The 24454-nt window shown below is 55.4% G+C and carries 23 protein-coding genes and 1 pseudogene; 18 read left to right on the forward strand and 6 right to left on the reverse strand.

The annotated features are described in order from the left end of the window. Positions 1 to 276: 276 nt before the first annotated feature. The gene (locus tag A7K61_RS10675; RefSeq protein ID WP_069557515.1) at positions 277 to 657 is read right to left on the reverse strand and encodes a RidA family protein; all 381 of its coding nucleotides are present in this window, start codon (positions 655 to 657) and stop codon (positions 277 to 279) included. A gap of 136 nt (positions 658 to 793) precedes the next feature. Here A7K61_RS10675 and A7K61_RS31185 point away from each other — a divergent pair, with 136 nt between their 5' ends. Both A7K61_RS31185 and A7K61_RS32360 read left to right on the forward strand, forming a co-directional pair. Further along, positions 794 to 1933: an AAA family ATPase gene (locus A7K61_RS31185; RefSeq protein WP_083263071.1), complete on the forward strand. Its 1140-nt coding sequence runs from the start codon at positions 794 to 796 to the stop codon at positions 1931 to 1933. Then, positions 1923 to 2612 (forward strand): HNH endonuclease, encoded by a 690-nt coding sequence (locus A7K61_RS32360; RefSeq protein ID WP_139129480.1) that lies wholly within the window; start codon positions 1923 to 1925, stop codon positions 2610 to 2612. Before A7K61_RS31185 ends, A7K61_RS32360 begins: the two co-directional genes overlap by 11 nt. A 160-nt stretch (positions 2613 to 2772) precedes the next feature. Here the strand turns inward: A7K61_RS32360 and A7K61_RS10685 are convergent, their stop codons facing one another. Beyond that, a complete protein-coding gene (locus tag A7K61_RS10685; RefSeq protein WP_069557517.1) occupies positions 2773 to 3642 on the reverse strand; it encodes an oxaloacetate decarboxylase in 870 nt (289 codons plus the stop codon). Positions 3643 to 3749: 107 nt separating this feature from the next. Then, positions 3750 to 4082: a hypothetical protein gene (locus tag A7K61_RS10690; RefSeq protein ID WP_069557518.1), complete on the reverse strand. Its 333-nt coding sequence runs from the start codon at positions 4080 to 4082 to the stop codon at positions 3750 to 3752. Positions 4083 to 4211: 129 nt separating this feature from the next. Between A7K61_RS10690 and A7K61_RS10695 the strand changes: the two genes are divergently transcribed. From A7K61_RS10695 to A7K61_RS10715, 5 genes are all read left to right on the forward strand, one after another. Next, positions 4212 to 4955: a response regulator gene (locus A7K61_RS10695; RefSeq protein ID WP_069557519.1), complete on the forward strand. Its 744-nt coding sequence runs from the start codon at positions 4212 to 4214 to the stop codon at positions 4953 to 4955. Next, positions 4952 to 6280, forward strand: coding sequence for an ATP-binding protein (locus A7K61_RS10700; RefSeq protein WP_069557520.1), 1329 nt, complete (start codon positions 4952 to 4954; stop codon positions 6278 to 6280). Before A7K61_RS10695 ends, A7K61_RS10700 begins: the two co-directional genes overlap by 4 nt. A 165-nt stretch (positions 6281 to 6445) precedes the next feature. After that, positions 6446 to 7399, forward strand: coding sequence for an ABC transporter substrate-binding protein (locus A7K61_RS10705; protein WP_069557521.1), 954 nt, complete (start codon positions 6446 to 6448; stop codon positions 7397 to 7399). Positions 7400 to 7421: 22 nt separating this feature from the next. Next, complete coding sequence (locus A7K61_RS10710; protein WP_069557522.1) at positions 7422 to 8753, forward strand: LLM class flavin-dependent oxidoreductase; 1332 nt, start codon at positions 7422 to 7424, stop codon at positions 8751 to 8753. Between the two features lie 158 nt (positions 8754 to 8911). Next, complete coding sequence (locus tag A7K61_RS10715) at positions 8912 to 9844, forward strand: cupin (protein WP_069557523.1); 933 nt, start codon at positions 8912 to 8914, stop codon at positions 9842 to 9844. Position 9845: 1 nt separating this feature from the next. Here the strand turns inward: A7K61_RS10715 and A7K61_RS10720 are convergent, their stop codons facing one another. Further along, positions 9846 to 10751, reverse strand: coding sequence for a LysR family transcriptional regulator (locus tag A7K61_RS10720; RefSeq protein ID WP_069557524.1), 906 nt, complete (start codon positions 10749 to 10751; stop codon positions 9846 to 9848). 218 nt (positions 10752 to 10969) lie between these two features. Here A7K61_RS10720 and A7K61_RS33655 point away from each other — a divergent pair. The 7 genes and pseudogenes from A7K61_RS33655 to A7K61_RS10750 all read left to right on the forward strand — a co-directional run. Next, positions 10970 to 11071, forward strand: a pseudogene (locus A7K61_RS33655) (IS5/IS1182 family transposase); the annotation flags it as partial. Between the two features lie 245 nt (positions 11072 to 11316). Continuing rightward, positions 11317 to 12417 carry an alpha-xenorhabdolysin family binary toxin subunit A gene (locus A7K61_RS10725; protein WP_069557525.1) on the forward strand — a complete coding sequence of 367 codons (1101 nt, stop codon included), beginning with the start codon at positions 11317 to 11319 and terminating at the stop codon, positions 12415 to 12417. 17 nt (positions 12418 to 12434) lie between these two features. Then, positions 12435 to 13427 carry an alpha-xenorhabdolysin family binary toxin subunit B gene (locus A7K61_RS10730; RefSeq protein WP_069557526.1) on the forward strand — a complete coding sequence of 331 codons (993 nt, stop codon included), beginning with the start codon at positions 12435 to 12437 and terminating at the stop codon, positions 13425 to 13427. A 171-nt stretch (positions 13428 to 13598) separates the two neighbouring features. After that, positions 13599 to 14582, forward strand: a complete 984-nt coding sequence (locus tag A7K61_RS10735; RefSeq protein WP_069557527.1) for a hypothetical protein — start codon at positions 13599 to 13601, stop codon at positions 14580 to 14582. A gap of 470 nt (positions 14583 to 15052) precedes the next feature. Next, the gene (locus tag A7K61_RS10740; RefSeq protein WP_069557528.1) at positions 15053 to 16780 is read left to right on the forward strand and encodes a hydrogenase maturation protein; all 1728 of its coding nucleotides are present in this window, start codon (positions 15053 to 15055) and stop codon (positions 16778 to 16780) included. A gap of 143 nt (positions 16781 to 16923) precedes the next feature. Beyond that, positions 16924 to 17532 (forward strand): dTMP kinase, encoded by a 609-nt coding sequence (locus A7K61_RS10745; protein ID WP_069557529.1) that lies wholly within the window; start codon positions 16924 to 16926, stop codon positions 17530 to 17532. 135 nt (positions 17533 to 17667) lie between these two features. Then, positions 17668 to 17916, forward strand: coding sequence for a CsbD family protein (locus tag A7K61_RS10750; protein WP_014718439.1), 249 nt, complete (start codon positions 17668 to 17670; stop codon positions 17914 to 17916). A gap of 72 nt (positions 17917 to 17988) precedes the next feature. Here A7K61_RS10750 and A7K61_RS10755 read toward each other — a convergent pair whose 3' ends face one another. After that, positions 17989 to 19419 carry an amino acid permease gene (locus tag A7K61_RS10755; protein ID WP_044273784.1) on the reverse strand — a complete coding sequence of 477 codons (1431 nt, stop codon included), beginning with the start codon at positions 19417 to 19419 and terminating at the stop codon, positions 17989 to 17991. 105 nt (positions 19420 to 19524) lie between these two features. Next, entirely contained in the window at positions 19525 to 20559 is a 1035-nt protein-coding gene (locus A7K61_RS10760) for a histone deacetylase family protein (protein ID WP_069557530.1), read from the reverse strand. Positions 20560 to 20678: 119 nt separating this feature from the next. Between A7K61_RS10760 and A7K61_RS10765 the strand changes: the two genes are divergently transcribed. The 4 genes from A7K61_RS10765 (at position 20679) to A7K61_RS10780 (ending at position 24447) form a co-directional block, all read left to right on the forward strand. After that, on the forward strand, positions 20679 to 21179 hold the full coding sequence (locus A7K61_RS10765) for an Lrp/AsnC family transcriptional regulator (protein WP_069557531.1): 501 nt from the start codon (positions 20679 to 20681) through the stop codon (positions 21177 to 21179). Between the two features lie 257 nt (positions 21180 to 21436). Further along, positions 21437 to 22777, forward strand: coding sequence for an epoxide hydrolase family protein (locus A7K61_RS10770; protein WP_069557532.1), 1341 nt, complete (start codon positions 21437 to 21439; stop codon positions 22775 to 22777). Positions 22778 to 22839: 62 nt separating this feature from the next. Beyond that, positions 22840 to 23913 (forward strand): alpha/beta fold hydrolase, encoded by a 1074-nt coding sequence (locus A7K61_RS10775; protein ID WP_069557533.1) that lies wholly within the window; start codon positions 22840 to 22842, stop codon positions 23911 to 23913. Between the two features lie 24 nt (positions 23914 to 23937). Further along, positions 23938 to 24447, forward strand: a complete 510-nt coding sequence (locus A7K61_RS10780) for a cytochrome P460 family protein (protein ID WP_047710855.1) — start codon at positions 23938 to 23940, stop codon at positions 24445 to 24447. The last annotated feature ends 7 nt before the right edge of the window (positions 24448 to 24454 follow it).

Consider the following 24454-nt stretch of genomic DNA (forward strand, 5'->3'; position numbering starts at 1 on the left):
GTACGCGCTCTGATCTAATATCCCAGTTGACTGCCAGGCCGTCTTCGCAGGCAAGCCAGCTCCCACATTTGGACTGCGGTGCGTCAGGTAGATAAGCATCGGCTCTCAGACCGTCGCGGGAGCAAGCTCCCTCACCACAGGTCCAGCGTCGCCAACGTTGTGTAGATACCTATGCTGCGTTGGCGATGGAACATTCACCACCGCTACCGCAGGCAAGCCCACCTTTTTGACCGCGTTCGACATTCCGATCAGATCGGCGCTAACGGCGCCGCAGATTCAAGCCTTGGCAGCCATCGCCGTCACTTCCACGCGCATACCTTCCACCGCCAAGGCGGCAACGCCCACGGCCGCCCGCACTGGCCAGGGCTTAGCGAAAAAGCGCTTGTAGACCTCGTTGAACGCCGCACGGTCGGCCATGTCGGTGAGGTAAATAGTCAAGTGCATAACCCGGTCCATGGAGCTGCCGGATTTTTCCAGCGCGACTTTCAGCGCTTGCAGGGTGCACTCGCTTTGCTGGGTGATATCGCCCAGCTCCAGGCTGCCATCGGCACGGGTGGGAATCTGGGTGGAGACCAGGATGCCGTTGAAGCCGATCACGTCAGAGGAGATGGAATCGGCGTCCGGATCAGGGGTATAGGACAGGTCGTGGTTGGCCATGGGATGCTCATACGAAATGGGGACTGCCCAGCCTAATGGTCAGCGCAGGACGACATTAAATCTCTTGAGTCAGGAAATTGCTATGACCTAACGTTTAGGACGGTTACATATAGCTATGCGCTGAAAGCATGGCATAATGCCACTTCCTTCAATCATGGCGGGCACCTTAGATATGGATATCTCGGACACTTCATTCCCTCTTGTCGATATAGCTAACAAATTTACCTACATTATTGGAAATAATGGCGTGGGTAAAAGTAGGATGCTTGAATTCAACGCGAAGTATTTGTCTGCGCGTCACGATGTTGTGGTTATTTGCTCTGGGCTCACAGATAAGTTCCGATTCGGAAAATCTACTCGGCGTGATAAGCAAGGGAGTTATACCTATCTTGGCGCTCGCACCGTTAGTAATGCCAGTCATTTAACTGCGCTGTCGGCTAATGCAGTTTTACATTACGTAAAATCACTGACTAATGGCGGTTCAGTTGTTCTCCTCGATTTTCTAAAGCGGCTAGGTTTTGACCCGGTTCTCTATATTCGGCCTCGCGCAACCAAGCATAAAAGCTCTACAGTAGCTGGGTTTTCAGCCTCGGTTCTTGATCATGAGTTCGTTGAAAAACACTCTTTAATCTTTGATGATCCAGCAAAACCTTTTGAGTTGGCAGTTGGAAAGGATGGTGGGTCCCTTGCTTTCTCAGGCCTTAGCTCTGGAGAGCAAAATATAATATCTACTGTGCTCAAAATAACCTCCCAGATCAGGGAGGGGGTCATATTTTTTTTGGATGAACCTGAAATCAGTCTTCATGTAGAATGGCAGCTTGCGTGGCCGGCACTGATACATGATGTGATTCTTTGTGCAAATAATTGTCGCTTGGTCGTCGCCACACATTCTCCGGTATTGATCTCGAGTGCAATTTTGGAGGGAGGGGCATGCTTCAACATGGAGAAAAATAAAGCACTTAGAGTTATTACGAAAGATGATATCAATGTTGAAGCGCTCATGTTGAAGGAGTTTCATACGTATACACCAAAAAACAAAGCCTTATTTGAGTCTTTTGCCCGCATTTTGGGCATGGCTATTGATCATGTCAACGACCGGGCTTACTCAAAGACTGATATAAGGGACGAGGCTGCGCGCTTGAGTCAGCATATGCGTGACGTTGCCGCGACAGATGCCAGTCGATTAGAAGTTGATCATGCTGCGAAAGAATTTGAGGGCGCTATTGCGGAAATTTTGAATAGGCATTCAAAAGCGAGTTCATCGTATGAAGCATGATATATCTGTTTTTCTGAAGAGTTTATATAGAACTCAGAAGGTCAATAGGTTTGGGGCCTGGCGGATGATACTCAGGTATCAGGCCGCATGTCGGACTGTATTTCCTCCTAGGAAAACGGTGTGGGGAAAGTTTTATAACGAGCCAAGGGGCGCGTACATCCATAAGGCGTTAGCCGAACATTTGCAAGCCAAGCAATTTTCTTTTTGCTGCTATTGCAGAGATAGAATTTACCATCGTAAAAATTCAAATATTGAACATATTCTTCCCATTGCACGCTATCCGATGTTTGCGTTTGAATATAAAAATCTGGCGCTTGCATGCGTCACGTGCAATGCCTTGAAAAGTGATAAGGATTATTTTAGGGTGGCTGCATTAAATGCAAATTACACAAGCAATACATTTGATTGCTTTCATCCCTCCCTCCATCATTATAATGATCATATTGATTTTGTCTTGTTTCAAACAAATCACATTTATGTGCGCGCATTCAAATCTCGCACTCCCCTTGGAGACAGATTGTGCGTTGAGCATTTAAAAGATGTATCAATTTACAATGTTAAAGAGCAGGCGAACCCTGTGGTAGCCGGAGTTGTGAAGAAGCTCGGAGAGTTTCTGAACGGTAAGCCTGGTTATGAAAACGCATTTTCGGCGCTGAAGCGACTAGCTGATAATATATAATCGATTCCTCAGATATACGGCGCCTTACAGTAAGTTCTTAGGTGTGGCGTGCTTGCTATGTTGCACTTAGTCGGGTAGGAGGTCGTAATGGTCTGCTTCTTAAGAATTAGAGACTACGTTAGCTAGGTGCTGATGGCGCGCATCAGCACCTGTGCGGCAATTACTCTTTTACATCCATGAACTCTTCAGCCCACGCCACATAGCTTTCCGGCAAGGTGTAGGTGTGGGTCAATTCCGTGGCACTGAGGTTCGAAGTGCTGTGGGTCAGCTGACGCTGGGCACGCAGGCTGTCGTAGGTGGCCTTGATCGCGGCGAAGTAGGCGCCATGCCCGGCTACCACGATGCGCACGCCCAGGCTGGCCAGGCGCTCACTGTCGTGCAGTTGCGGGTTGCCGTAGGTCACCAGCATCAGGGGAACGCTGAGGTTCTCTGTGATCTGCTCCAGGTGGTCGAAGTCCTTGACGCCGACCATGCAGATGCCGTCAGCGCCGGCCTTTTCGTAGGCCTTGGTACGCGCAATCACGTCGGCAGTAGGCAGTACACCGGCATTGGTACGGGCAATGATCGACAGTTCTGGGTCGACACGCGCCTCTAAGGCGGCTTTGACCTTGCCGATGCCCTCTTCGACGGAAATCAGGTCCGTGGATTTACGCCCGAATTGCGCGGGCAAGAGCGTGTCTTCGATGGTCAGCGCCGCAACGCCGGCGCGTTCCAGTTCTTCGACGGTGCGCATCACGTTCAGGGCGTTGCCGTAGCCGTGGTCGGCGTCGGCAATGAACGGCAACTGGGCCACACGGCCGATGCGGGTGGCTTGCTCGACGAACTCACTCAGGGTAATCAACGCAAAATCGGGGGCCGCCAGCACCTGCAGGGAGGCGACTGAGCCGCCCAGGATTCCCACTTCAAACCCCAGGTCAGCCGCGATGCGGGCAGACATGGGGTCGAATACGGAGGCGGTTTCAACGCAGATCGGCGTTGCCAGCAGGTCACGGAAGTTACGGCGTAGCGCTGAGTGAGAAATCTTGGGCATGGTCTTTCCTGGCTTTGGTCATCGTCAAGTGACGATCAATGTCTATTCGTGGTGCCGGGAGATTACCACGCAGATGCCCCTGTGATTATGACGTTTGAGCAGGCGCGCTAACGAGCGTCGGTGCTGTATGCCGGGCCGGCCTGTGCGTTCGGGTTGTCGTAAGAGGATTCGACGCGCAACTGGCCATGGGTCATGATCCAGTGGACAAGCTCGGCGATGGGAATGGAGTGGGCGTACTCGACCCAGCTCCCTGCGTCGGGGCTGTAGTGTTCGAAGTAGCGACGCAGCACGATACGGTCCAGGTCCGCGTTCAGCCCCAGGCAGGATTCCTGAAACAGCAACGGGCTATCCTGAGCGGAGGCGCAGGTGCGCTGGCCCAGCACCAATGGCCGGGCGTCGCTCGCTGCCTGCTCGGTGTACCTGCTGCTCAAAACTTTCATAGGCATCTCCTTGAATGGAAGGCGTGCAGAATGCCGGACAGGTTTTGCCCAAAGATGTCCGGGTTGTGTCCGTGGCGAAGGAATGTTGCTCGATTGAAATAAATGACCAAGGCGCCGGAATGGTTTTAGATGTCTCCATTTTTGGCCTGGGAATCTGTGAACGTGAGCAGACTGCTGATCGTCGATGACGACGTGGAAGTGCTGGCATTGCTGAAGAAGTTTTTCGTCCAGCACGCCTATGAAGTCGACGTGGCCGCCGACGGCGAGGCCATGTGGGCGGCCATCGCGCAGCAGCGGCCAGACACGATCATCCTCGACCTCATGTTGCCCGGCGAAGGCGGCCTCAGCCTCTGCCAGAAGGTACGGGCGCAGTTCGGCATTCCTATCATCATGCTCACGGCCATGGGCGAGCTGAGCGACCGCATTGTTGGCCTGGAACTGGGCGCTGACGACTACCTGACCAAACCCTTCGCCCCGCGCGAATTGCTGGCCCGCCTGCGTGCCGTGCAACGGCGTGCGGGGCAGGCAGTCAGTGCGGCCGACGAGCGTTCACGCCCGGTGATTGCCTTCGCCGGTTGGCACCTGGATATCACCTGTCGCGAACTGCGTTCGCCCGAGGGCGTCATGATCCCGCTGTCCGGTGGTGAGTTCGATTTGTTGGTGGTGTTTCTCGAACACCCCCAGCGCATCCTCACCCGCGACCAATTGATCGACCTGACCCACGGCCAGGGCCACGACGCCTTCGACCGCAGTATTGATGTGCAGGTCAGCCGGCTGCGGCGCAAGATCGAGCCCGACTGCAAGCGCCCGGACCTGATCCGCACCGTGCGCAATGGCGGCTATCTGTTCACCGCCCCGGTGACCCGTTCATGATCCGCCGCCTGTTGCGCCGCGACACCCTGAACCGGCGCATCGCCCTGACCATCCTCGCCGCAATGCTCGCCTCACTGGCCCTTAACGCCTTGTTCGTGCAGGTGGCCGGGGTGTGGGCACGTCCGCCCATCGACCGCACGGGGTTGCTTGAGCAGATGGCCGCGACACTCAAAGTGATCGAGGCCGCGCCTGCGCCGTTGCGCTCGCACCTGGCGGCAGCGGCCAGCGATACCCGGTTGCAGGTGACGTGGCATACCGACCCTGTTGATTTCGGCCTGCCCAGCGGCGGCAACGTGCTACAAGCCGGCGAAGTCCCTGGGATACAGGCGTTGTTTGGTACCGGGCGCACCATTCAGGTGTACAGCCCGGACGATTGGCCGCGTGGCAGCCCCGACGCACATTATGTGGCGCTGGTGCAGTTAGTTGATGGCAGCTGGTTGTCCTTCATCCCGCCCGAACGCAGTTGGGGCCTGAGCGCGCCCACGCGGATCGCGGTGATCATCATCCTGGGGTTGATCGCCACCTTGTTGGTCGCCTGGATCGCCACCCGGCAATTGGCCCAGCCGTTGCAGCGTTTCGCCAGCGCTGCCAGACGCTTCGGTGGCGATCTGCGCGCACCGCCCATCGACATCGAAGGCCCCGACGAGATACGCCAGGCCACCATCGCCTTCAACGCCATGCAGGCGCAGATCCAGCACTTTATCGGCGAGCGCACCCAGATGCTGGCGGCCATTTCCCATGACTTGCGCGCGCCCTTGACGCGTATACGCCTGCGCTGTGAGTTCATGGAAGACCTGGACCATCAACACAAGCTGATTCGCGATGTCGAGGAAATGCAGTCGATGATCAACGCCGCATTGGCGTTTTTCCGCGACGATACGGTGCTGGAGCACAGCACGGCGTTCGATCTGTCTGAGCTGCTGCAAACCATCATCGACGACTATCGCGACCAGCAGCTTGTGGTCGACTTCCGAGGGCCGCCCCATCTGGTCTATCACGGCCGGCCACTGGGGCTGAAACGGGTGGTGGTCAACCTGCTGGAAAATGCTGCCAAGTACGCCCGGCACCCCAGCATTGCACTGAGTGTTAATGACCAGAGGGTGTGCATCGAGGTCAGCGACGAGGGCCCGGGGATTCCTGAAGCAGACCTGGAGCGTGTGTTCGATCCGTTCTTTCGCCTTGAGACCTCACGCAACCGCAATACCGGTGGGGTGGGGCTTGGGCTCTCGGCGGCACGGGCGATTGTGCGCGAGCAGGGCGGTGAACTGAGCCTGAGCAATCGACGTGGTTCGGGGTTGGTGGCCCGGGTTGAATTGCCGTGCTAGCGTGATGCGATACGCGCATTATTATTGAATTAGGTTATGCGTTATCAGTATTTTACATCCCGCCTTCAACACCGCAAAAATACCCCAGACAACAAATGACCTTATAAAACCGAGACCGTACGCGCGGATCGACTTGAATGCCCCACACGGCATCTGGAGACGAACGTGCGTTACCTAACCCTGGCGGCTGGATTGGCCGCCTCATTGCTGTGCCTGACGGCGCAGGCGCAAACCCTGGTGGTCGGCGACCAGAGCTACAACGCCCAGGCCGTGATGGAAGCGGCGGGGGTACTCGATGACCTGCCCTACACGCTGGACTGGAAGCAGTTCACGGCCGGCTCACCGGTGGCCGAAGCGCTCAATGTCGGCAGCCTGGACCTGGGCCTGCTCGGGGATGCGCCGGTGTTGTTCCTGGGCGCCCTGGGTGCACCGATCAAGGTGATCGCCGTGAGCCGGCAGAATCTCGACGGTGTGGCCATCCTGGTGAAAAAGGATTCGTCGATCCACAGCCTGGCTGATCTGGCAGGCAAGCGCGCCGCAATCTGGAAGGGCTCCTGGAGCCAGCAACTGTTGCTGACCGCGCTGGACAAGGCCGGGGTGGCGCGGGATTCGCTGCAATGGCGCTACCTCAGCGCCCTGGATGCCTCCCACGCGCTGGAAGGCGGTGCGGTTGACGTGATCGCCACCTGGGAACCCTATGTCACGCAACAGGAACGCCAAGGCGCGCGGGTGCTGGCAACCGCTGAAGACTTGATCCCGGCCCAGAGTTTCATTGCCGCCAACGCCAGTGCTGTGGAGGCCAAGCGTGAACCCATCAGCGACTTTCTCCAGCGTCTGAAAAAAGCCCGCGACTGGGCCCGCCAAAGCCCGGCCAACGCCAACGCGTATGCCGATGCCTGGGCCAAGCGCACCCGCGCGGATGCCGACATCGCCCGCGTCTGGTTTGCCCGCGCGCGCACCACCGTCGAACCGCTGACGCCCCAGGCGCCCATCGAGGCGCAAAAGACCGTGGACTTTTTCGCCGGCCTGGGCCTGGTCAAGTCTTACTCTGCCGCCACGTTGTTCGACCCTTCATTCACCGCCGCTTTGCAGCCCGCCGTCGCCACCACCCAGCCCTGACCGCTTGAAGGACTACTGCGCAATGACTAAAAGACAGCTCAAACTGGGCGCCCTGACCATGGGCTGCGGTGGGCCGGGCCGCCATAACCTGTGGCTTGACCCGCAATTGCCAGCCGATGCCAGCGTCAACGTCGACTGGTACATCCAGATAGCCCGCCAGGCCGAGGCGGCGTTGTTTGACCTGATGTTTATCGTCGACAGCCAGTTCATCACCGAAGGCTCGCCGTCCCATTACCTCAATCGCCTGGAGCCGCTGACCTTGCTGTCGGCACTGGCCGTGAGCACGCGGCATATCGGCCTGGTCGGTACGCTGACCACCTCGTATAACTCGCCCTATAACGTCGCCCGGCGCCTGGCCTCCCTGGACCTGATCAGCAAAGGCCGCGCCGGCTGGAACGTGGTGACCAGCGGCGATGCCGGTACCGCCGGCAATTACAGCCGCGACGAACACTACGACTACGCCACCCGCTACGGTCGCGCCGCCGAACACGTTCAGGTGGTACAGGGGTTGTGGAACTCCTATGAAGACGATGCGTTTGTGCGCAACCGTGCCACCGGGCAGTTTCTCGACCCGAGCAAGCTGCACAGCCTGAATCACCAGGGCGAACATTTCCGGGTGGTGGGCCCGCTGAATATCCAGCGCTCGCCCCAAGGCCAGCCGGTGATTTTCCAGGCCGGTGACTCCGAACAAGGCCGCGAGCTGGGCGCCGCCACCGCCGATGTGATCTTCACCCACGCGGCCAGTATCGAGCAGGGCCAGGCGTTTTACCGGGATATCAAGGGCAGGGCGGTACAACGGGGGCGTGATCCTGAGCAGTTACTGATCATGCCCGGTGCGGAAATCTATGTGGGCGACACCGATGCCCATGCCCGGGAAATCGAACAGCACTACCATCAGGTGGACCATAGTTTTGCGTTGGCACTCAAGGAGTTCGGGCGCAATTTTGGCTGGCATGATTTCAGCCAATACGACTTGGACGCGCCGTTCCCGCAAGAGAGCCTGGAGGCCGCGCGCAGCAGTTTTTTTACCGCCGCCAAACGCATTGCCGACCAGGCGCGGGAACAGGGCTTTACCCTGCGCCAGGCTGTCGAATTTGGCCGGCAATTGCGCCCAGGCGCGTTCGTCGGCAGCGCCGCCACGGTGGCGCACAAAATGGCGGATTGGTTCGAGGCGCGGGCCGTGGATGGGTTCAATATCTACATCGGGCACCCTGGGCAATTTGATCGTTTTACTCAGGAGGTGATTCCGTTGCTGCAAGAGCGCGGTGTTTATCGCACGGCCTACGAGGGCTCGACCTTGCGTGAAAGCCTGGGCTTGGCGATTCCGAGGTTCCAGCGCTTCCCCTTATCCTAAGGGCTGGTTTTGCGGGGTTGCGTTAACTGCCCCATTTCGCATAACTGCTGTGCCGTCACAGGCATTAATCCGCCAGCGAGCTGTGTCTATAGTCCACTCACCCCGTGCAGCCCGTTCAACGGCGCTGCGCGATCCAGCCCGAGACTGAGGTGAGCCTGATGAACCGTGAATTCGACCCCGCACTGACGGATATCAACCAAGTCGACGCCGAGTACTTCGAGTACAGCAAGGCGGCGAACCCCATCAGTGCCAACCTGATTTCCCGCATTCCCTACCATAGCTTTCCCGCCTCGCTGTATGACAGTGGCCCCTCGCGCGTGGTACCGCTGGACCTCAGCGACGCCTTGGGCTGCGAAGGCCCCGCCACAGGCCCAGGGTTGTGCGCGAATTTCATGCGCCTTAACCGTGGCGATACGTTGACGCTGCAGCCCAACGCCACCTCCCAGGTGTTCTACGTGATCGCCGGGGAGGGCAGCGTGGTTCAGGGCGAGTATGAGATTCAAGGGTCCAAGGGCTGCTTTATTGCGCTGCCTGGGTTACAGCAGGCGCACTTCAGTGCCCGCGAGGATGCGCGTCTTTACTATGTGCACGATGAGCCGTTGCTGCGTTACCTGGGGGTGACACCCAGTGCCGACCGCTTTGCGCCAACCCTGTACCCGGCAGCACTGGCCAACGCGAAGTTGCGTGAAGCAGCCGATGATCCCAGGGCCCAGGACCGCAGCCGCATCAGTATCCTGCTGGGTAACCGCCACTTTCCGCAGACGCGCACGGTGACCCACGTATTGTGGGCCATGTACGGGATTCTGCCGGCAGGATCGGTGCAGAAACCCCACCGGCATCAGTCGATTGCACTGGACTTCATTATCGATTGCCCCAAGGGCTGTTATTCCCTGGTGGGCACTGAGCTTGAGGCGGATGGGCAAATCCGTAACCCGCAACGGGTCGACTGGTCGCCCGGCCTGGCGTTTGTCACACCACCGGGTTATTGGCATGCGCATTTTAATGAATCAGATAGCGAGGCGTTCCTGATCCCGATTCAGGATGCCGGGCTGCAAACTTACTTGCGCGCGTTGGATATTCGCTTCAGTTGAGTCATTTCCAGTCCGGGGTCTCGCCCAGTCGTTCAACGATAAAGTCGATAAAACACCGGACCTTGGACGACACAATGCGCTTGGGCGGGTAGACAAACCACACCGCAAACGCCCGCTCCACGCCCTGGATCTGCCATTCCGGTAGCCACACTACCAAGTCGCCGGCCTCGATACTTCGCGCCACCAGCCAGTCGGGCAACAGCGCAAAGCCCAAGCCTTGGCGCACGGCGATCAGTTGCGCGTCCAAGTCGTTGATTCGAATCGCGCCATCATGCAGCAGCGGGAACGCGCGACCGGCGGATACAAAACTGATATCGCCCGTGATAGCCGTGCCCAACACCGCAGGCACACCGGCCAGGTCCGTGGGCGTGGACGGAGGAGGGTGCTGCATGCCAAACGCCGGGCTGACCACCAACCGGTAATGGCCGTCGCTGAGCTTGCGTGCCTTGAGCGTCGAATCGGCCAGCTCGCCAATGCGGATGGCTAAATCGACGCCGGCATGAATCAAATTGACCTGGCTGTTATCCAGCACCAGTTCCACGCTGATTTGCGGGTAGCGCACCAGAAAGTCATTCAACGCCGGCAGGATGTGATGGCGAGCAAACGCCGGTGGCAGGTTGAGTTTCAACACGCCCCGGGGATGCTGGTTCAACGCAGACGTGGCAGCCTTGGCGTGTTCCAGCTCATCCAGCACCCTGCGTGCGTGTATCAGGAAGGTCTGGCCGCCTTCGGTCAGATGCAGCGTGCGTGTGGAGCGGTTGAACAGCGCGATGCCCAAGTCCTGCTCAAGGTCCTTCACGTAGCGCGAAACCGTTGAGGCCTTGATCCCCAGGCGCTCGGCGGCGCGGGAGAAATTGTTGCCTTCGGCGGCTTCGATGAAGGCGGTGAGGGCGGTGAAATAGTCCAAGGGCAGCCTCAGGGCAGGGCGATGAGAGGTGCAGGTTGTTGAGTTTTGCAGGGGGCTGTCAACTGCACGACCGTAGAACCACGATGCAGCCCCCGTTTTCATAAATCAGGGCTGTTGGTGAAACGATACCAGTCATGGTGGCCGAGGCACCGGCTGCGTCCAGTCGAAGGGTGGTCAGTGATAAAAGAACGCCGTTGCCCAGGGCAACAATGAACAGCATCGTTACGCGCTTCGACGAACTCGCGAAAAGTTATGCGACGATGGTCTCTCGGGCCTGCGCCATGAGGTGTTTACGACATTACTTTTCGTACAGAGCCTAGACATTTTTTATTCCATTACTATCCAAGAAAAAGCTACTAGGCATCAACTGGCTAACTAATTTCGCCGCCATGCCAACCCCACCATAAATACAACTTCTTGTTCTTTATGGATTTATCTGGCTGCCAGACAAAGGGTACGCCAGCCCAAGCTTGTCAACTGTCAAAAGTCACAGTAGATCCTTTCATTTTTTTTGCTAAATTTTCCAATAAGAAACACAAATACACCTAAATAGAGGGAACAGTTTATGAGCAGTGAAATTTCATACAGCCCACCTAAGGCCAAGGTGACTTCAGACGACGTGGAAAAAGTTAGGCGTTATGTGAATGCGGGGCTTACGCTTCCGCTCACTTTAGAATCTATTAATAGCGAATTCCATGGAAGTGTTAATGAGGGTGGCATTACTGCGTCTGACCTATTGGTCACCTTTGATAACATTCATAACCATGCAAAAAAATGGTCCCCTCTGGAAACACAAATAATAAAAGTTTCCAGTTCTTTGAAGCGCTTTGCGAGCGACCTTAAAGCAAACACTCAGCCGGCACTTGACGAAGTTCAGGCCATTGAAGGCTATAACGACTATAAACTTAAAACGACTGATCTTACAGTTGAGCAAATCCAGAATTTCAAGGTTCCACTGAGTACGAGCGGCCCCCAGGTCGATGATACTTACGAAACGATCAACGAATACGTGAAATTAATTATTGGCTCCATTCAGGATAAGCAAAATATTGCTGCAGAAGTTAAGACGCAGTTAGTAGACTTCGACGCGACTCTGGATAGAATCGAACAGGATGTAGGACACAAAGCAAACATCGCATTAGCCTCCAAGACATTGGAAGAGCTGCGAGACATCACAGCAAAGCTTATCACCGTTAACAATCAGCTCAGCAATCTGCGAAGTGAATCCAAGTACAGCGTGGGGGAGTGGTTTATGTTTGCCACTCTAATTCTTCCTGTTATCGGCGTGCCATTATGTGGCGCCTATTTTGGCGTCCGTGACGCGAATTATAACGCGAAAATTACCGAGCTGAACCATCAAGAGAGTACGTTATTGGCTCGGCAAGCCGAATTACAAAAGGTGGCGTCGGTGCTTAATAGCATCCATTCAGGAATGGTCAGTCTTAAGATTTTCACCAAAGGAGCAGTAGAGGGGCTTATGCAAATCGAAACACTGTGGAGTAATACACTTACTGAAATTACAGCAGCGAAAAACGCACTATCTGGGACCAGGGATTTTAGCCTTCTTGTTATTTTTGTTATCAAAATGACCGACGTACTGTCGCGTTGGAAGAATATCCAGGACAACATGAATAACATGTCGGCTGCTTTCGGCCAAAGAAACTGATACCTGAGGACATAAAAATGACTATCGAACTAGTGTCCCCCTACAAGCCAAATATTAATAAAGCTCGGATTTTAATACGCGAGTACGCAGACGTGAAACTGAGCAGTCTCTATATTCCCGCACTCGCCTCTGAACTCCAGAGCCTCAAACACTCACTCGATAGTTCTGATAGAACATTCAATGAGGATTTGAGCAATGTGGCGAGCATCCTGAACGACACGCAAATACGACCTTATCTGAAAATCCTCAAAGAAAATGACGACAACTCAATAAAGTTAGAGTTGAGAAAGAACCTTCAAGATGTAAAAACAAACCTTGAAGAGCTTGCGCGGCGCATGACTGCGGCACTGGATGGTTTTGAAACAGTGACACTTACTGATAACTCGGGAGAAATTGCCACACTCGAATCAGAGCGCATCAAATTATTAAGCAATCTTCCAGCAGATCAAAAAGAGCTTAGTGGAAAGCGAGGGCAATATGAAACGCTTGAAAAAGCAATTATTGAATTTGAGTCAAAAACATTCATTGACAGGGGGCAGCCTATTTTTGATGAAGTAAAAACAGCGGTGACTTCAGCCGTTAACTCCCCATCAAAAAAAGCGACAATAGCTGTAGAATCAGGCTTGAACGTTGCGCAAAAAGTGCTCAATATCTTGAACGATCAGCTTAAGTATAACCACCTAGTAGAAGCGCGTGATAAATTAGCTGGGGAGATTTCCATTCGGCAATCCCAGATGAACTACGAACAAAAGAAAGTAAACGAAATTGATGATAAAAAAAGCGCATTGACGGCGATACAGGATATCTTCGAGCCGCGGGAATTGTACGTGGCAGAGGCTCGAAAAATCATCGGAATGTTGACTGGACTCATCAACGAAGTTTTTTCTCCGTACGATATAAATTCCACCGATGGCCTGATTTCCATTGGCGACAAGTTCCTTGAAAATTTACCGGATGTCCCTCGGCATATTGATGCTATTGCATTTTACTGGTTGCGCCGCACTAACTGACTCAACGGTTTAGATTTAAGCTTTCCGGCGCATATATCTATTATGCCCCCCTTATTAAGCATGGCTGCACCTCTATCTTTTAGAGTTGGCAATTTCGATAAATAGATTGCATTTTCTCGAATGGCAAGCGGCCTTCTATCGCGTCACTCGCAATCAATGAGAGGATTAACAATGGACGCAGCTACAGTAACCCTTTTCTTCCGAGACCCCAAGCTCACTGCATTCAACAGAAATCAGCCCGATTTCTTAGTACACTATAATGAACAAATTGAATTTGCTTATATCAAGGACCCTTATATTGCTTTCGAAGAGAATTACGGCGACGTGCCTCACTATTGGAAAGGTAAAGGTGCTGAGCTTGACAGGTTCATCAAAAATGCCATTAGATTTCATAGAGATGGCGATGCCATAGCTGAAAGGTCTTTGCTTGTTCGCTCTGAAATCATAGACATCGCAAACAATGTCCAGCGCTTTGGCGAATCAGTTATAAGCATCATCAACAACACCTCAGCTGAAACCAAAAGAGTTGACCATTTAAGCCAGTTTGAAATTGACCAATTCGATGCCTCGTTACTCAGCGTCGAAGATATTTGCCAACGCAATTCACTCTCTAGCCATATGGAAGCACTGCAAACCACAACGTCTACGGCTTTCAATCGAGTCAGTGCATTTCAAAATACTGTCTCCGAATTCAAACACTTTGTTGTGAATGATCTTCGCCCTTATGTAGAAGGTCCGATAAATCAGGCTTTTCCAAAAACGGCACCGCTTCTTGAAGCTGTACGTGAAGAGATTCGACAAGCCACAAAGGAAGAGAACACTGAGAAATTAATAGAGGCTGAGTCTCGAGAAAAGATATTATTAGAACAAAGAGAAGAGGAAGCATCGCCGAGGAATCACACAAGGATTATGTCCCCCTTGATCTCCCTGGTAGTATGTGGTTGGTATCTAGGATTATCTGAGTCTGTGGCACGCGTAGATCCAGCCATTGTGAAATTTGAAAAACTTTGGATAGAAACTTCCAGCTTTATCCAGAACGCTCAACGCAACACTGACCAAATCACAAATATTAAAATGCTTAAAGTCTTTAAAGTGACAATGCAAAATATTATGAACGATTGGGCCAGCGTCAAAGTCCTGCTAGGATCCATATGACTCGCTATAAACTAGGTCTCTGCAACTTCAAAAGACGATCAATCTGGCCTCGATGGCTTGGAATAGTAAAGGAATTAGTGAAGAGCACATGAATTGAATCCGGCTTTTCACTATTTAAGAGATGAAGTGGGCGTTGCTCGCGAGTGAGAAACGCAGTAGCCAGCATGGGGCTGTCACAGCTAGCAAATCGGCTTACCGCGATAGTGCGCTCTTAAACGCGGCTTATTCGATGAAGGCGGTGAGGGCGGTGAAATAGTCCAAGGGCCGACTCAGGGCAGGGCGGTGAGAGGTGCAGGTTGTTGAGTTTTGGCGGGGGCTGTCAACTCGAACAGGCAGCGCGCTTCGCTGACACAAGATTGATCTCGATCAGGTGACCCCGCTGGCTCGCTCTATAACCTTGGGCGCTTATCGATGGCCAGGGACGGCTCAACGAGCAGCTCTGGTCGCACATTCTCAAGGAAGAGTCAGCCATGCGATCACTGAAGATCCTGTTGTTATCATCGGCATTCAACGGTTTAACCCAACGGGCCTGGCTGGATCTGCGCCAGGCGGGTCACGACCCCAGCGTTGTGGTATTCACCGATCAAGCCACCGTGTGCCAGCAGGTGGAGGCGTCCGGCGCCGATCTGGTGATCTGCCCCTTTTTGAAGGACCGTGTGCCGCACCAACTGTGGAGCCATCCCCTGCGCCCGGTGGTGATCATCCATCCGGGCATCGTCGGCGACCGTGGCGCCAGTGCGCTGGATTGGGCGATCACCCAGCAGGCCAGCCGTTGGGGCGTCACCGCCTTGCAAGCGGTGGAGGAAATGGACGCCGGGCCGATCTGGTCCACCTGTGAGTTCGACATGCCCGACCAGGTGCGAAAATCCGAGTTGTACAACGGCCTGGTGAGCGACGCCGCGATGGTTTGCATCCGTGACGTCGTGGCGAAATTCGCCAAAGGCTTCGTGCCGACACCGCTCGATTACACCCAACCCAGTGTCATCGGACGCTTGCAGCCGAACATGACCCAGGCTGACCGCACCTTCAGTTGGTTCGATTGCGCAGCCTTTATCAAGCGCAGCATCGACGCTGCCGATGGCCAGCCCGGCGTGTTGGCGAGCCTGTTGGGCGGGCAATATTACCTCTACGACGCGCACTTGGACGCCCGCCAGGGCACCCCCGGAGAAATCCTCGCGGTACAGGACGACGCCGTGCTGGTGGCGGCTGGGGATTACAGCCTGTGGATCGGCTCGCTCAAACCCAAAGGCCCAGAGACCTTCAAACTGCCGGCACGGCATGTTCTGGCGCAACGGCTGGCCGGCGTTCCAGTGCTGGACAGTTCAGTCGCCCGCCAGCCGTTCAACGAGCGGGTCTATCAACCTATTCGCTACCAAGAGTTCGGCCACGTCGGCGAACTGACGTTCGAGTTCTACAACGGCGCCATGAGCACCGAACAATGCCAGCGGCTGGTGGCAGCGTTGCGCTGGGCCAAGGCGCGAGACACCCACGTGTTGCTGATCAAGGGCGGGCGCGGTAGCTTTTCCAATGGCGTTCATCTCAATGTCATCCAGGCCGCCGACGTGCCGGGGCTGGAAGCCTGGGCCAATATTCAAGCCATCGACGATGTGTGCCTGGAGCTGCTCACCGCCAGGCAACTGGTGATCAGCGGCCTGACCGGCAGCGCGGGCGCAGGCGGCGTGATGCTGGCGCTGGCCGCCGACATTGTATTAGCCCGCGAAGGTGTGGTGCTCAACCCGCACTACAAAACCATGGGGCTCTACGGCTCCGAATACTGGACGTACAGCCTGCCACGGGCCGTGGGTAGCGAAATCGCGCATAAACTCACTGAAGAATGCTTGCCCATCAGTGCCATTCAGGCCCAGCAATACGGCATGGTCCAGGCCATCGGCCCGCGATGCCCACAGGCATTTGGCTTGTGGCTTTTGCAACAGGCCGACAGCGCGTTGACCGATGATAAGTACCTTCACGCACGCACACGCAAAGCCACGCTGGATACTCAGAAAGTTGAACGCTGTCGCGAGCAGGAACTGGCACAGATGCGTTTGGATATGGTGGACAACCGCCAGCAGTTTGCCGAGAAGTGTCGCAACTTCGTGTTTAAACGCAAAACCTGCCAGACCCCGCAGCGGTTGATTGCGCCGTGGGCGTTGAAGTACGAGGCTGGCGTGCCGCAAAGCCGGATGCTGAATGACTGACCGTCGACGCGGGGAGGGCGCGGCAGCCAGTCCAGCCTCGCATTGGGTCATAGGGTTGCCCATAATGGAGGCCAACTCGCCCAACCGCAAAGACCCCGAGGCCCCATGGAACTGCACAACCTGAACGATAACGCAGCGCTCGTATGACTCGGGCGCTGTTTATTTCGTTGGATGGGCCCAAGGGCACCGGCAAAACCACGCTGCTGGAGGCCGTTACGACAGCATTGAGGGCCGACAATAAAAAGGTCGTCCGACTGTGCGAGCGCAAGAGCGATCCCTATCGAGCGCAAACGATGGCGCTGGTTAACAAATTCGCCAGAGACCCCAGCCGGGACCTGGAACTTGAGGTGTGTGAGCGCTTTGCTGACAGCCGCAGTTGGATTACCCAGCACGTACTGGCCGCACAGCCACCTGACAGCATCATCCTGATGGATCGCTGGTACCCGTCTGATGCAGCGTTTCGTCGATTGATACCCTTTGCAGACATTCTTGAACTGAACATTCATCGACAGGTGCAAGTGCCGGATCTGCATGTGGGGGTTGTCACCGCGGCGCAAATATCCTGGGCACGGGCGGCAGCACGACGGCGCGGGCTGAGCAGTACGGTGATGTCTAAGCTCAAGGAGCAAGTTGTGTGTACCGAGGCTTTTGAACGAGCAGCTGTGGGGCAGGGGTGGGTGATGTGTCGCAATGAGGGGACGATTGAGGAGGCGATGAGGCGGGTGGTTTCGCAGATATATAAAGTCCTTTGATCTAATTTGATCTGGACCAAGTGAGGTTCATCAATTTGAACTAATCGCTAAGCCTGTCCACCTAACGCTTTGCACGTTGCCTCAAGTCCAGGTTTCTCCTGGGTTACCCAATTAAAAACGAAGGTTTGGTTCATCATGAAGAGCGAACAGGTAGAAGGCGTTGTAGAAAAGGTTGCTGGCAAAGCGCAGAGCGCAGTCGGGAAGCTTTTTGGCGATTCGAAGTTGGAAGCTGAGGGCGCTGGACGCCAGGCAGCCGGTCAGCTGACGCAAACTTATGGCGACGCACTGGACAGTGTTTCTACATTCGTCAAAGAGAAGCCGGTTGCTGCACTGGCAATCGGAGCTGTTGCTCTATTGGTGCTGAAGAGATTGCTTGGTCGCTGAACCTCAGCAAGATTTCCCTCGTACTCCTTGGAGTTCCGCGCCAGGAGGTACGAGGGCGGTAAGCCATAGCCCTTAAACCAAGCCTTCGCGTTTGTATTGATTTGCCGAACTGTCAGCGGGCTTGGGTTTTCTGGAACAGGTCAACTGGTAAGCAATTGCCAACCATATGAACCACCCCGGCATGACCATCAAGGCAATTCGGGTGTCGGGTCTCAACGCCAGCAGACAAAGAACAAAGCCCAGAAATGCCAGAGAGAACCAGGCCATCGGTGCGCCGCCAGGCATCTTGTAAGTCGATTTTGCATGCAGGTCAGGACGCCTGTTGCAATAGGCAATGTATGACGCGAGGATCGTCGACCAAGTGAAAATCACCAGAATTGCTGACACGGTAGAGACGATGGTGAACGCGGTCATGACTTCTGGAACGATGAACAGCAACAACACGCCCAGCAGCATCAACAAGGTGGTGAACGCCAAGCTCAGCAGAGGCACGCTATTGCTCGACAGACGCCGGAAAATCCCCGGAGCGTTGTCCTGATTAGCCAGTCCGAACAGCATCCGGCTGGATGAAAATACGCCACTGTTGGCCGATGAGGCGGCGGATGTCAGCACCACAAAGTTGACGATACCGGCCGCTGCGGGGAACCCCGCAACCAGAAACAGCTCGACGAAGGGGCTCTTGTTGGGCGAAACCTGTTGCCAGGAAGTCACTGCAATAATGCAGGCCAGTGCCAGCACATAAAACAAGATGATTCTGAGCGGAATCGAGTTGATGGCTTTAGGCAGGGTCTTTTCGGGGGAGCGCGTTTCGGCGGCTGCGGTGCCGATCAGCTCGGTGCCCGCAAATGAGAAAATCGCCATCTGAAACCCGGCAAAGAAACCGAACAAGCCGTTGGGGAATGCGCCCTGTTTATCCAGCAAGTGGTTCAGGGACGCGGTGACGCCACTGGGTGAGACAAAGGAGCTGGCAATCAGCACCATGCTCACCCCAATCAGGGCAACGACGGCAATGATTTTGATGATCGCGAACCAGAACTCCACTTCACCGAAGAGCCTGACAGTCAGCACGTTCAAGGCGAACAGTGTTATCAGCATGCCGATGGCTGGTATCCAGGCGGGTATATCAGGGAACCAATACTGAAAAAATCCACCCACCACGACTGCATCACCTATCACTGCAACGCTCCAGCTTAGCCAATATGACCAGCCGAGAAAGAATGCTGCGCGTGGGCCAAGATAGGCACCGGCAAAATCAGCGAAGGTTTTGAAGCTCAAATTGGAAAGTAACATTTCGCCCATGGCACGCATGACGAAGTAGACGAACAGTCCGATGATCATATAGATGAGGATGATCGACGTGCCGGAGAGGGCGATGATCTTCCCGGAACCCATGAACAGGCCTGTCCCGATAGCACCGCCCATGGCCATTAACTGAATGTGACGATTGCTGAGTGTGCGCTGCAGCGCGGGCTGTTCAACCCGCTCGGACGGAGTCGATTTCATTACAAAACCTCTTGATTTTATGTTTTTGAGTTTTGGTAGAAAAGTGGGAATCAGGTGACCTTGATAGAGATGTAATGGCTACTGACGGTAGTGGTTTGCGGAGTTTCAGGCCCGTTTGCTCTCGTAACCATGCAGCACATTGACTGCATTGATCCCGATTTCATCGACCATGTAGCCACCCTCCATCACAAACAGGGCAGGGCAGCCCACGCCGGCTATCAGCTCGCCGATGCCGATGAAGTCTTCGCTTTCAAGCAAAAAGTGGCTGATGGGGTCGTCCTTGAAGGTGTCGACGCCCAGTGAAATAACCAGCACGTCAGGGGCAAATTGCTGGAGTTTCTTGCAGGCGTGGAGCAAGGCGTTGCGGTAGCTTTCCCAAGAGGTGTTCTTCGGCAGCGGATAGTTCAGGTTGTAACCTTCGCCGTGACCAGCGCCGACTTCGTGGCTGTAGCCTGAGTAGTACGGATAGGACACCGTCGGTTCGCCGTGCAGCGAGACAAACATGACGTCACTGCGCCCGTAGAAAATATTCTGGGTACCGTTGCCATGATGAAAGTCGACATCCAATACCGCGACACGCTTGGCGCCTCGGGTAATAGCCTGCTGTGCGGCAATGGCTGCGTTGTTCAGATAGCAATAGCCGCCCATGTATTCACGTGCTGCGTGATGGCCGGGTGGGCGGCATAGGGCAAAGGCACTGTCGTGACCTTCATCGATCAGCGCCAGTCCGGTCAGCGCGATATCGGCACTGGTTTTTACCGCTTGCCAGGTGGTGGCGGTAATGGGTGAGCCGGCGTCCATGGCGTAGAAACCCAGCTTGCCGTCGATGAACGTCGGGACTTGCTCGTTGGCCAGATCACGCACTGGCCATACCAGCGGCAAGGCATCGTGGGTGCGCCCGGTTGCGCACCATTCAGACCAGGCAGATTCCAGAAAAGTTACGTAGCGCTCGCTGTGCGCGTTGACATAGCACGACCGATCAAATGCTCGCGGTTCGATGATCTGGCCAAGACCTACCTGTTTGACCCGATGGTGGACGGTATCGGCCCGACTGGGCTGTTCGAAGGACGGCTTGAGCACGCCGTCTTTCAATTCGGTGCCGTGGTGCAAACGGTGGGAATCACTGAAAACTGTAAACATTGTGCGCATCCGCTGATATGGGCCAGTGCAAATATTCTGTTCCGGCTCTGATGCGCTTTCTTTGCTTTGTTTTCGTGGTTTACTGGATTATTCGGGCGTTTTTACTCAGGAATGACGTAATGCAGAAAAAAACATCCAAACGCATCAGTCTCGACGACACCGACCTGGCGATTCTCGCGTTGCTGCAGGAGGATGCGAGTATTTCCAACGCTGAGCTCAGTGAGCGCTTGTCATTAAGCCTGACACCTTGTTGGAGGCGGCGTAAGAGAATGGAGGAGGCGGGCGTGATTAAAGGCTACCAGGCGAACCTTGATCGACGAATGCTGGGGCTGGATATCATGGCGTTCGTGCACATCCGTTTTTCCACCCACGCCGACCACGCTCCCGATGCTTTTGAGGCAGTGATTGCTCAACTGCCTGAAGTGTTGGCCTGTCACAAGATCACTGGGGATGCCGATTACGTGCTGCAAGTGTTGGCAGAGGATCTTGATAGCTACAGTGACTTTATCGAGCAGGTGCTCAGGCGTCAGGTGGGTATTGCGTCCATCCAGTCCAGTCTGGCTTTGCGCGAAATTAAGACCACTAGCCGTATCGCGATACCCAAGTCGATCAAGGCGTGAATGGGCAGGGGTTAGATCACGAAGTGGAACCCTGTCTTTAGCAGCGATTGGCGCATTTGTATCGTTTTGTATCTGCGCTTTGGATAGATACACAGCGATTCCTTTAAGTCGGTTGATGACACATACGGGATACCTGCGGGGCTTTAAATGAACCCATCGAGAAGGCGCAAACCTTCTCCAATGGATGACTCATTTAACTCGCGGCTATCTCTGCGCGTTTCGCGACGTCGTCGACCAATGACTTATAGGAAATTCAAATGCCTGCAGCTACGTTCGGTTTCACCTGGCGCCATTGTCTGGCTTCTTCCGTGAGCATGGGCGCTTTGGGGTTGGCCCTGATAGCCGGCAGCGGTGCTGCATGGGCTGCCAACTCGGCCTCGACCCATCCCGAATCGATTAGACCTTATCGAGTTCACGTCGATGAAGCTCAATTGACCGATCTGAAAAAGCGCATTGCGGCGACCCGCTGGCCGGACAAAGAGACCGTCAATGACGTGTCCCAAGGCGTGCAGTTGGCCCAGGTCCAGGCGCTGGTGAAGTATTGGGGCAGCGGCTATGACTGGCGCAAGGCTGAAGCGAAGCTCAATGCGCTGCCTGAATTCATCACGACTATCGACGGCGTCGATATTCAATTCATCCATGTTCGCTCGCCAAACCCCAACGCGATGCCGCTGCTTCTGACACACGGATGGCCTGGCTCACAGTTTGAGTTCCTGAAGACGATCGGCCCGCTCACGGATCCCGTTGCTTACGGCGGTAAGGTTGAAGATTCGTTCGACGTGATCATTCCATCGATTCCGGGACACGGCTTTTCCGGTAAGCCAACTGAATTGGGTTGGGGGCCGGATCGAGTCGCGAAGGCTTGGGATGTGCTCATCAAGCGTCTGGGTTATACCCACTATGTTTCCCAGGGCGGAGATCACGGTTCGGTCATATCGGATGCATTGGGCCGCCTGAATCCGCCGGGGCTGTTGGGCATTCACTTGAACATGCCGGCCACCATCCCGCCCGAATTGGTCAAGCCGATCAATAGTGGTGACCCGGCCCCTGACGGGCTCACTGAGCCTGAACGCAAGGCGTTTGATTCCTTGAGCACCTTCTTCGGCCGCAATGCAGCATACGGCGCGATGATGGTGACGCGCCCGCAGACTATCGGTTACCTGCTGGCCGATTCGCCTACCGGAACTGCGGCGTGGATGTACGAAAAAATCGCCGCGTGGACGGACAGTGATGGCCAGCCTGAACGGGTATTGACCCGTGACGAGATGCTGGACGATATCAGCCTGTACTGGCTGACGAACGCAGGCGCATCGTCATCGCGTTTCTACTGGGAAAACAACAACAACAATTTCAGCGCTGCCGCGCAGAACACCGCAAGCATCAAGGTGCCGGTGGCGATCACGGTCTTCCCGCACGAGATCTATCAGGCGCCAAAAAGCTGGGCGCAACGCGCTTACCCATCACTCTCCTACTACAGCCAGGTTAACAAGGGCGGCCACTTCGCTTCCTGGGAGCAACCTCAATTGTTCAGCGAAGAATTGCGGGAGGCCTTCCGGCCGCTGCGCGCCAAGCTGAGCGCAACCAAGACAGCCCAGTAGCTCACATCCAATCCAGTCAACACACCGGGCCGCTATTCGGCGGCTCGCTACGGAGAAACACCATGGAGATGACCTTGCTGAACAATCAAAATAAATCCAGCCGCCTGCGGGGTCTTGCCCCATCGCTGTTGGCAGCTGCGATGCTGCAATTCGCAGCGTTGGCTGTCGGTTTTTCCCAAGCCAGCGCGGCTGATGTGCCCGCGTCCACCATTGGGGCTATCACCCCGGGAGCTCACACCTCTCTCGGTGCTCTTAAGCATGTGAAAGCGGGGCTGCTGGACGTTTCTTACGCGGAACTCGGCCCAGCCGATGGCCCTGTGGTCATTTTGTTGCACGGCTGGCCCTACGATATCAACGCATACGCTGATGTCGCTCCTGCTTTGGCGGACAAGGGATATCGAGTGTTGATCCCTTCTGCGCGTGGTTATGGCGATACGCATTTTCTCTCGGCCAAGACAGTTCGCAATGGTCAACCTGCTGCGCTGGCGACCGACCTGATCGACTTCATGGACGCGCTGAAGATCAAGACGGCGGTACTGGGTGGGTTTGACTGGGGCGCCCGTACTGCAGATATCGTTGCCGCACTGTGGCCGGAAAGAGTGAAAGCCCTGGTCGCTGTGAGCGGTTACCTGATAGGCAGCCAAGAGGCGGGCAAGGCGCCATTGCCGCCAGCCGCCGAACTGCAGTGGTGGTACCAGTTCTACTTCGCGACCGAGCGCGGGCGTCTGGGCTACGAGAAAAACACCCATGACTTCGCCAAGCTCATCTGGAAGCTGGCGTCACCACAGTGGAATTTCGACGACGCCACTTATGGGCGCAGCGCGGCGTCCTTGCAAAACCCTGATCACGTGGCCGTGTCGATTTTCAACTATCGCTGGCGCCTGGGGTTGGTCAAGGGCGAGGCCAGATACGACGCGCTGGAGAAGAAACTCGCGGCATTTCCATCCATCAGCGTGCCGACCATCACCCTGGAAGGTGATGCGAACGGCGCACCGCACCCACCTGCCGAAGCGTACGCCAAGCGCTTCACTGGCAAGTATGAGTACCGATTGATCACCGGTGGTGTAGGCCACAACTTGCCGCAGGAAGCGCCGAAGGCCTTCGCCCAGGCGGTGATCGACGCCGATCATCTTTGAAAACCGGCTGAGAGGAGGGCGATGATGAAGCTGAAATTTCTGGCCGCGATGTCGGCTGCCATTGCAATCGCAGCGTTGACCGCTACCGGTGTCGCCTCGAGCGACGCCAGTAATGGCGACGCCTCACCGATCTATGGCGTGAAATTGCCGGAAAACTACCGCCTATGGCCGCTGATTGCGCCGGCGCAGGAAGCGGCCCCCCTGAACGAACTGCGAGCCGTGCTGGGCAATGACTTGGCCATCAAGGCTTATCAGGATTCAACGCTGCCATTCCCTGATGGCACGGTGCTGGTAAAGCTGGCCTGGAAACATGTGCAGTCCCCGGAATTCGAGCCGGCGTCCATCCCGGGGCCGGCCACGACCGTGCAGGTGATGGTCAAGGACTCGAAAAAATATGCAGCAACCGGTGGTTGGGGATTCGGGCGGTTTATCAACGGTAAACCGGCCGATGAAGCCCAACACGCAACCTGCTTCGCCTGTCACCAGGCGCGAGTGCGTAATCACGACTTTGTCTTCACGCGCTTCGCTCCCTGATTTCCCG

Origin of the sequence: Pseudomonas sp. AP42, from assembly GCF_001728935.1 — a bacterium.
Classification (GTDB): domain Bacteria; phylum Pseudomonadota; class Gammaproteobacteria; order Pseudomonadales; family Pseudomonadaceae; genus Aquipseudomonas; species Aquipseudomonas lactis.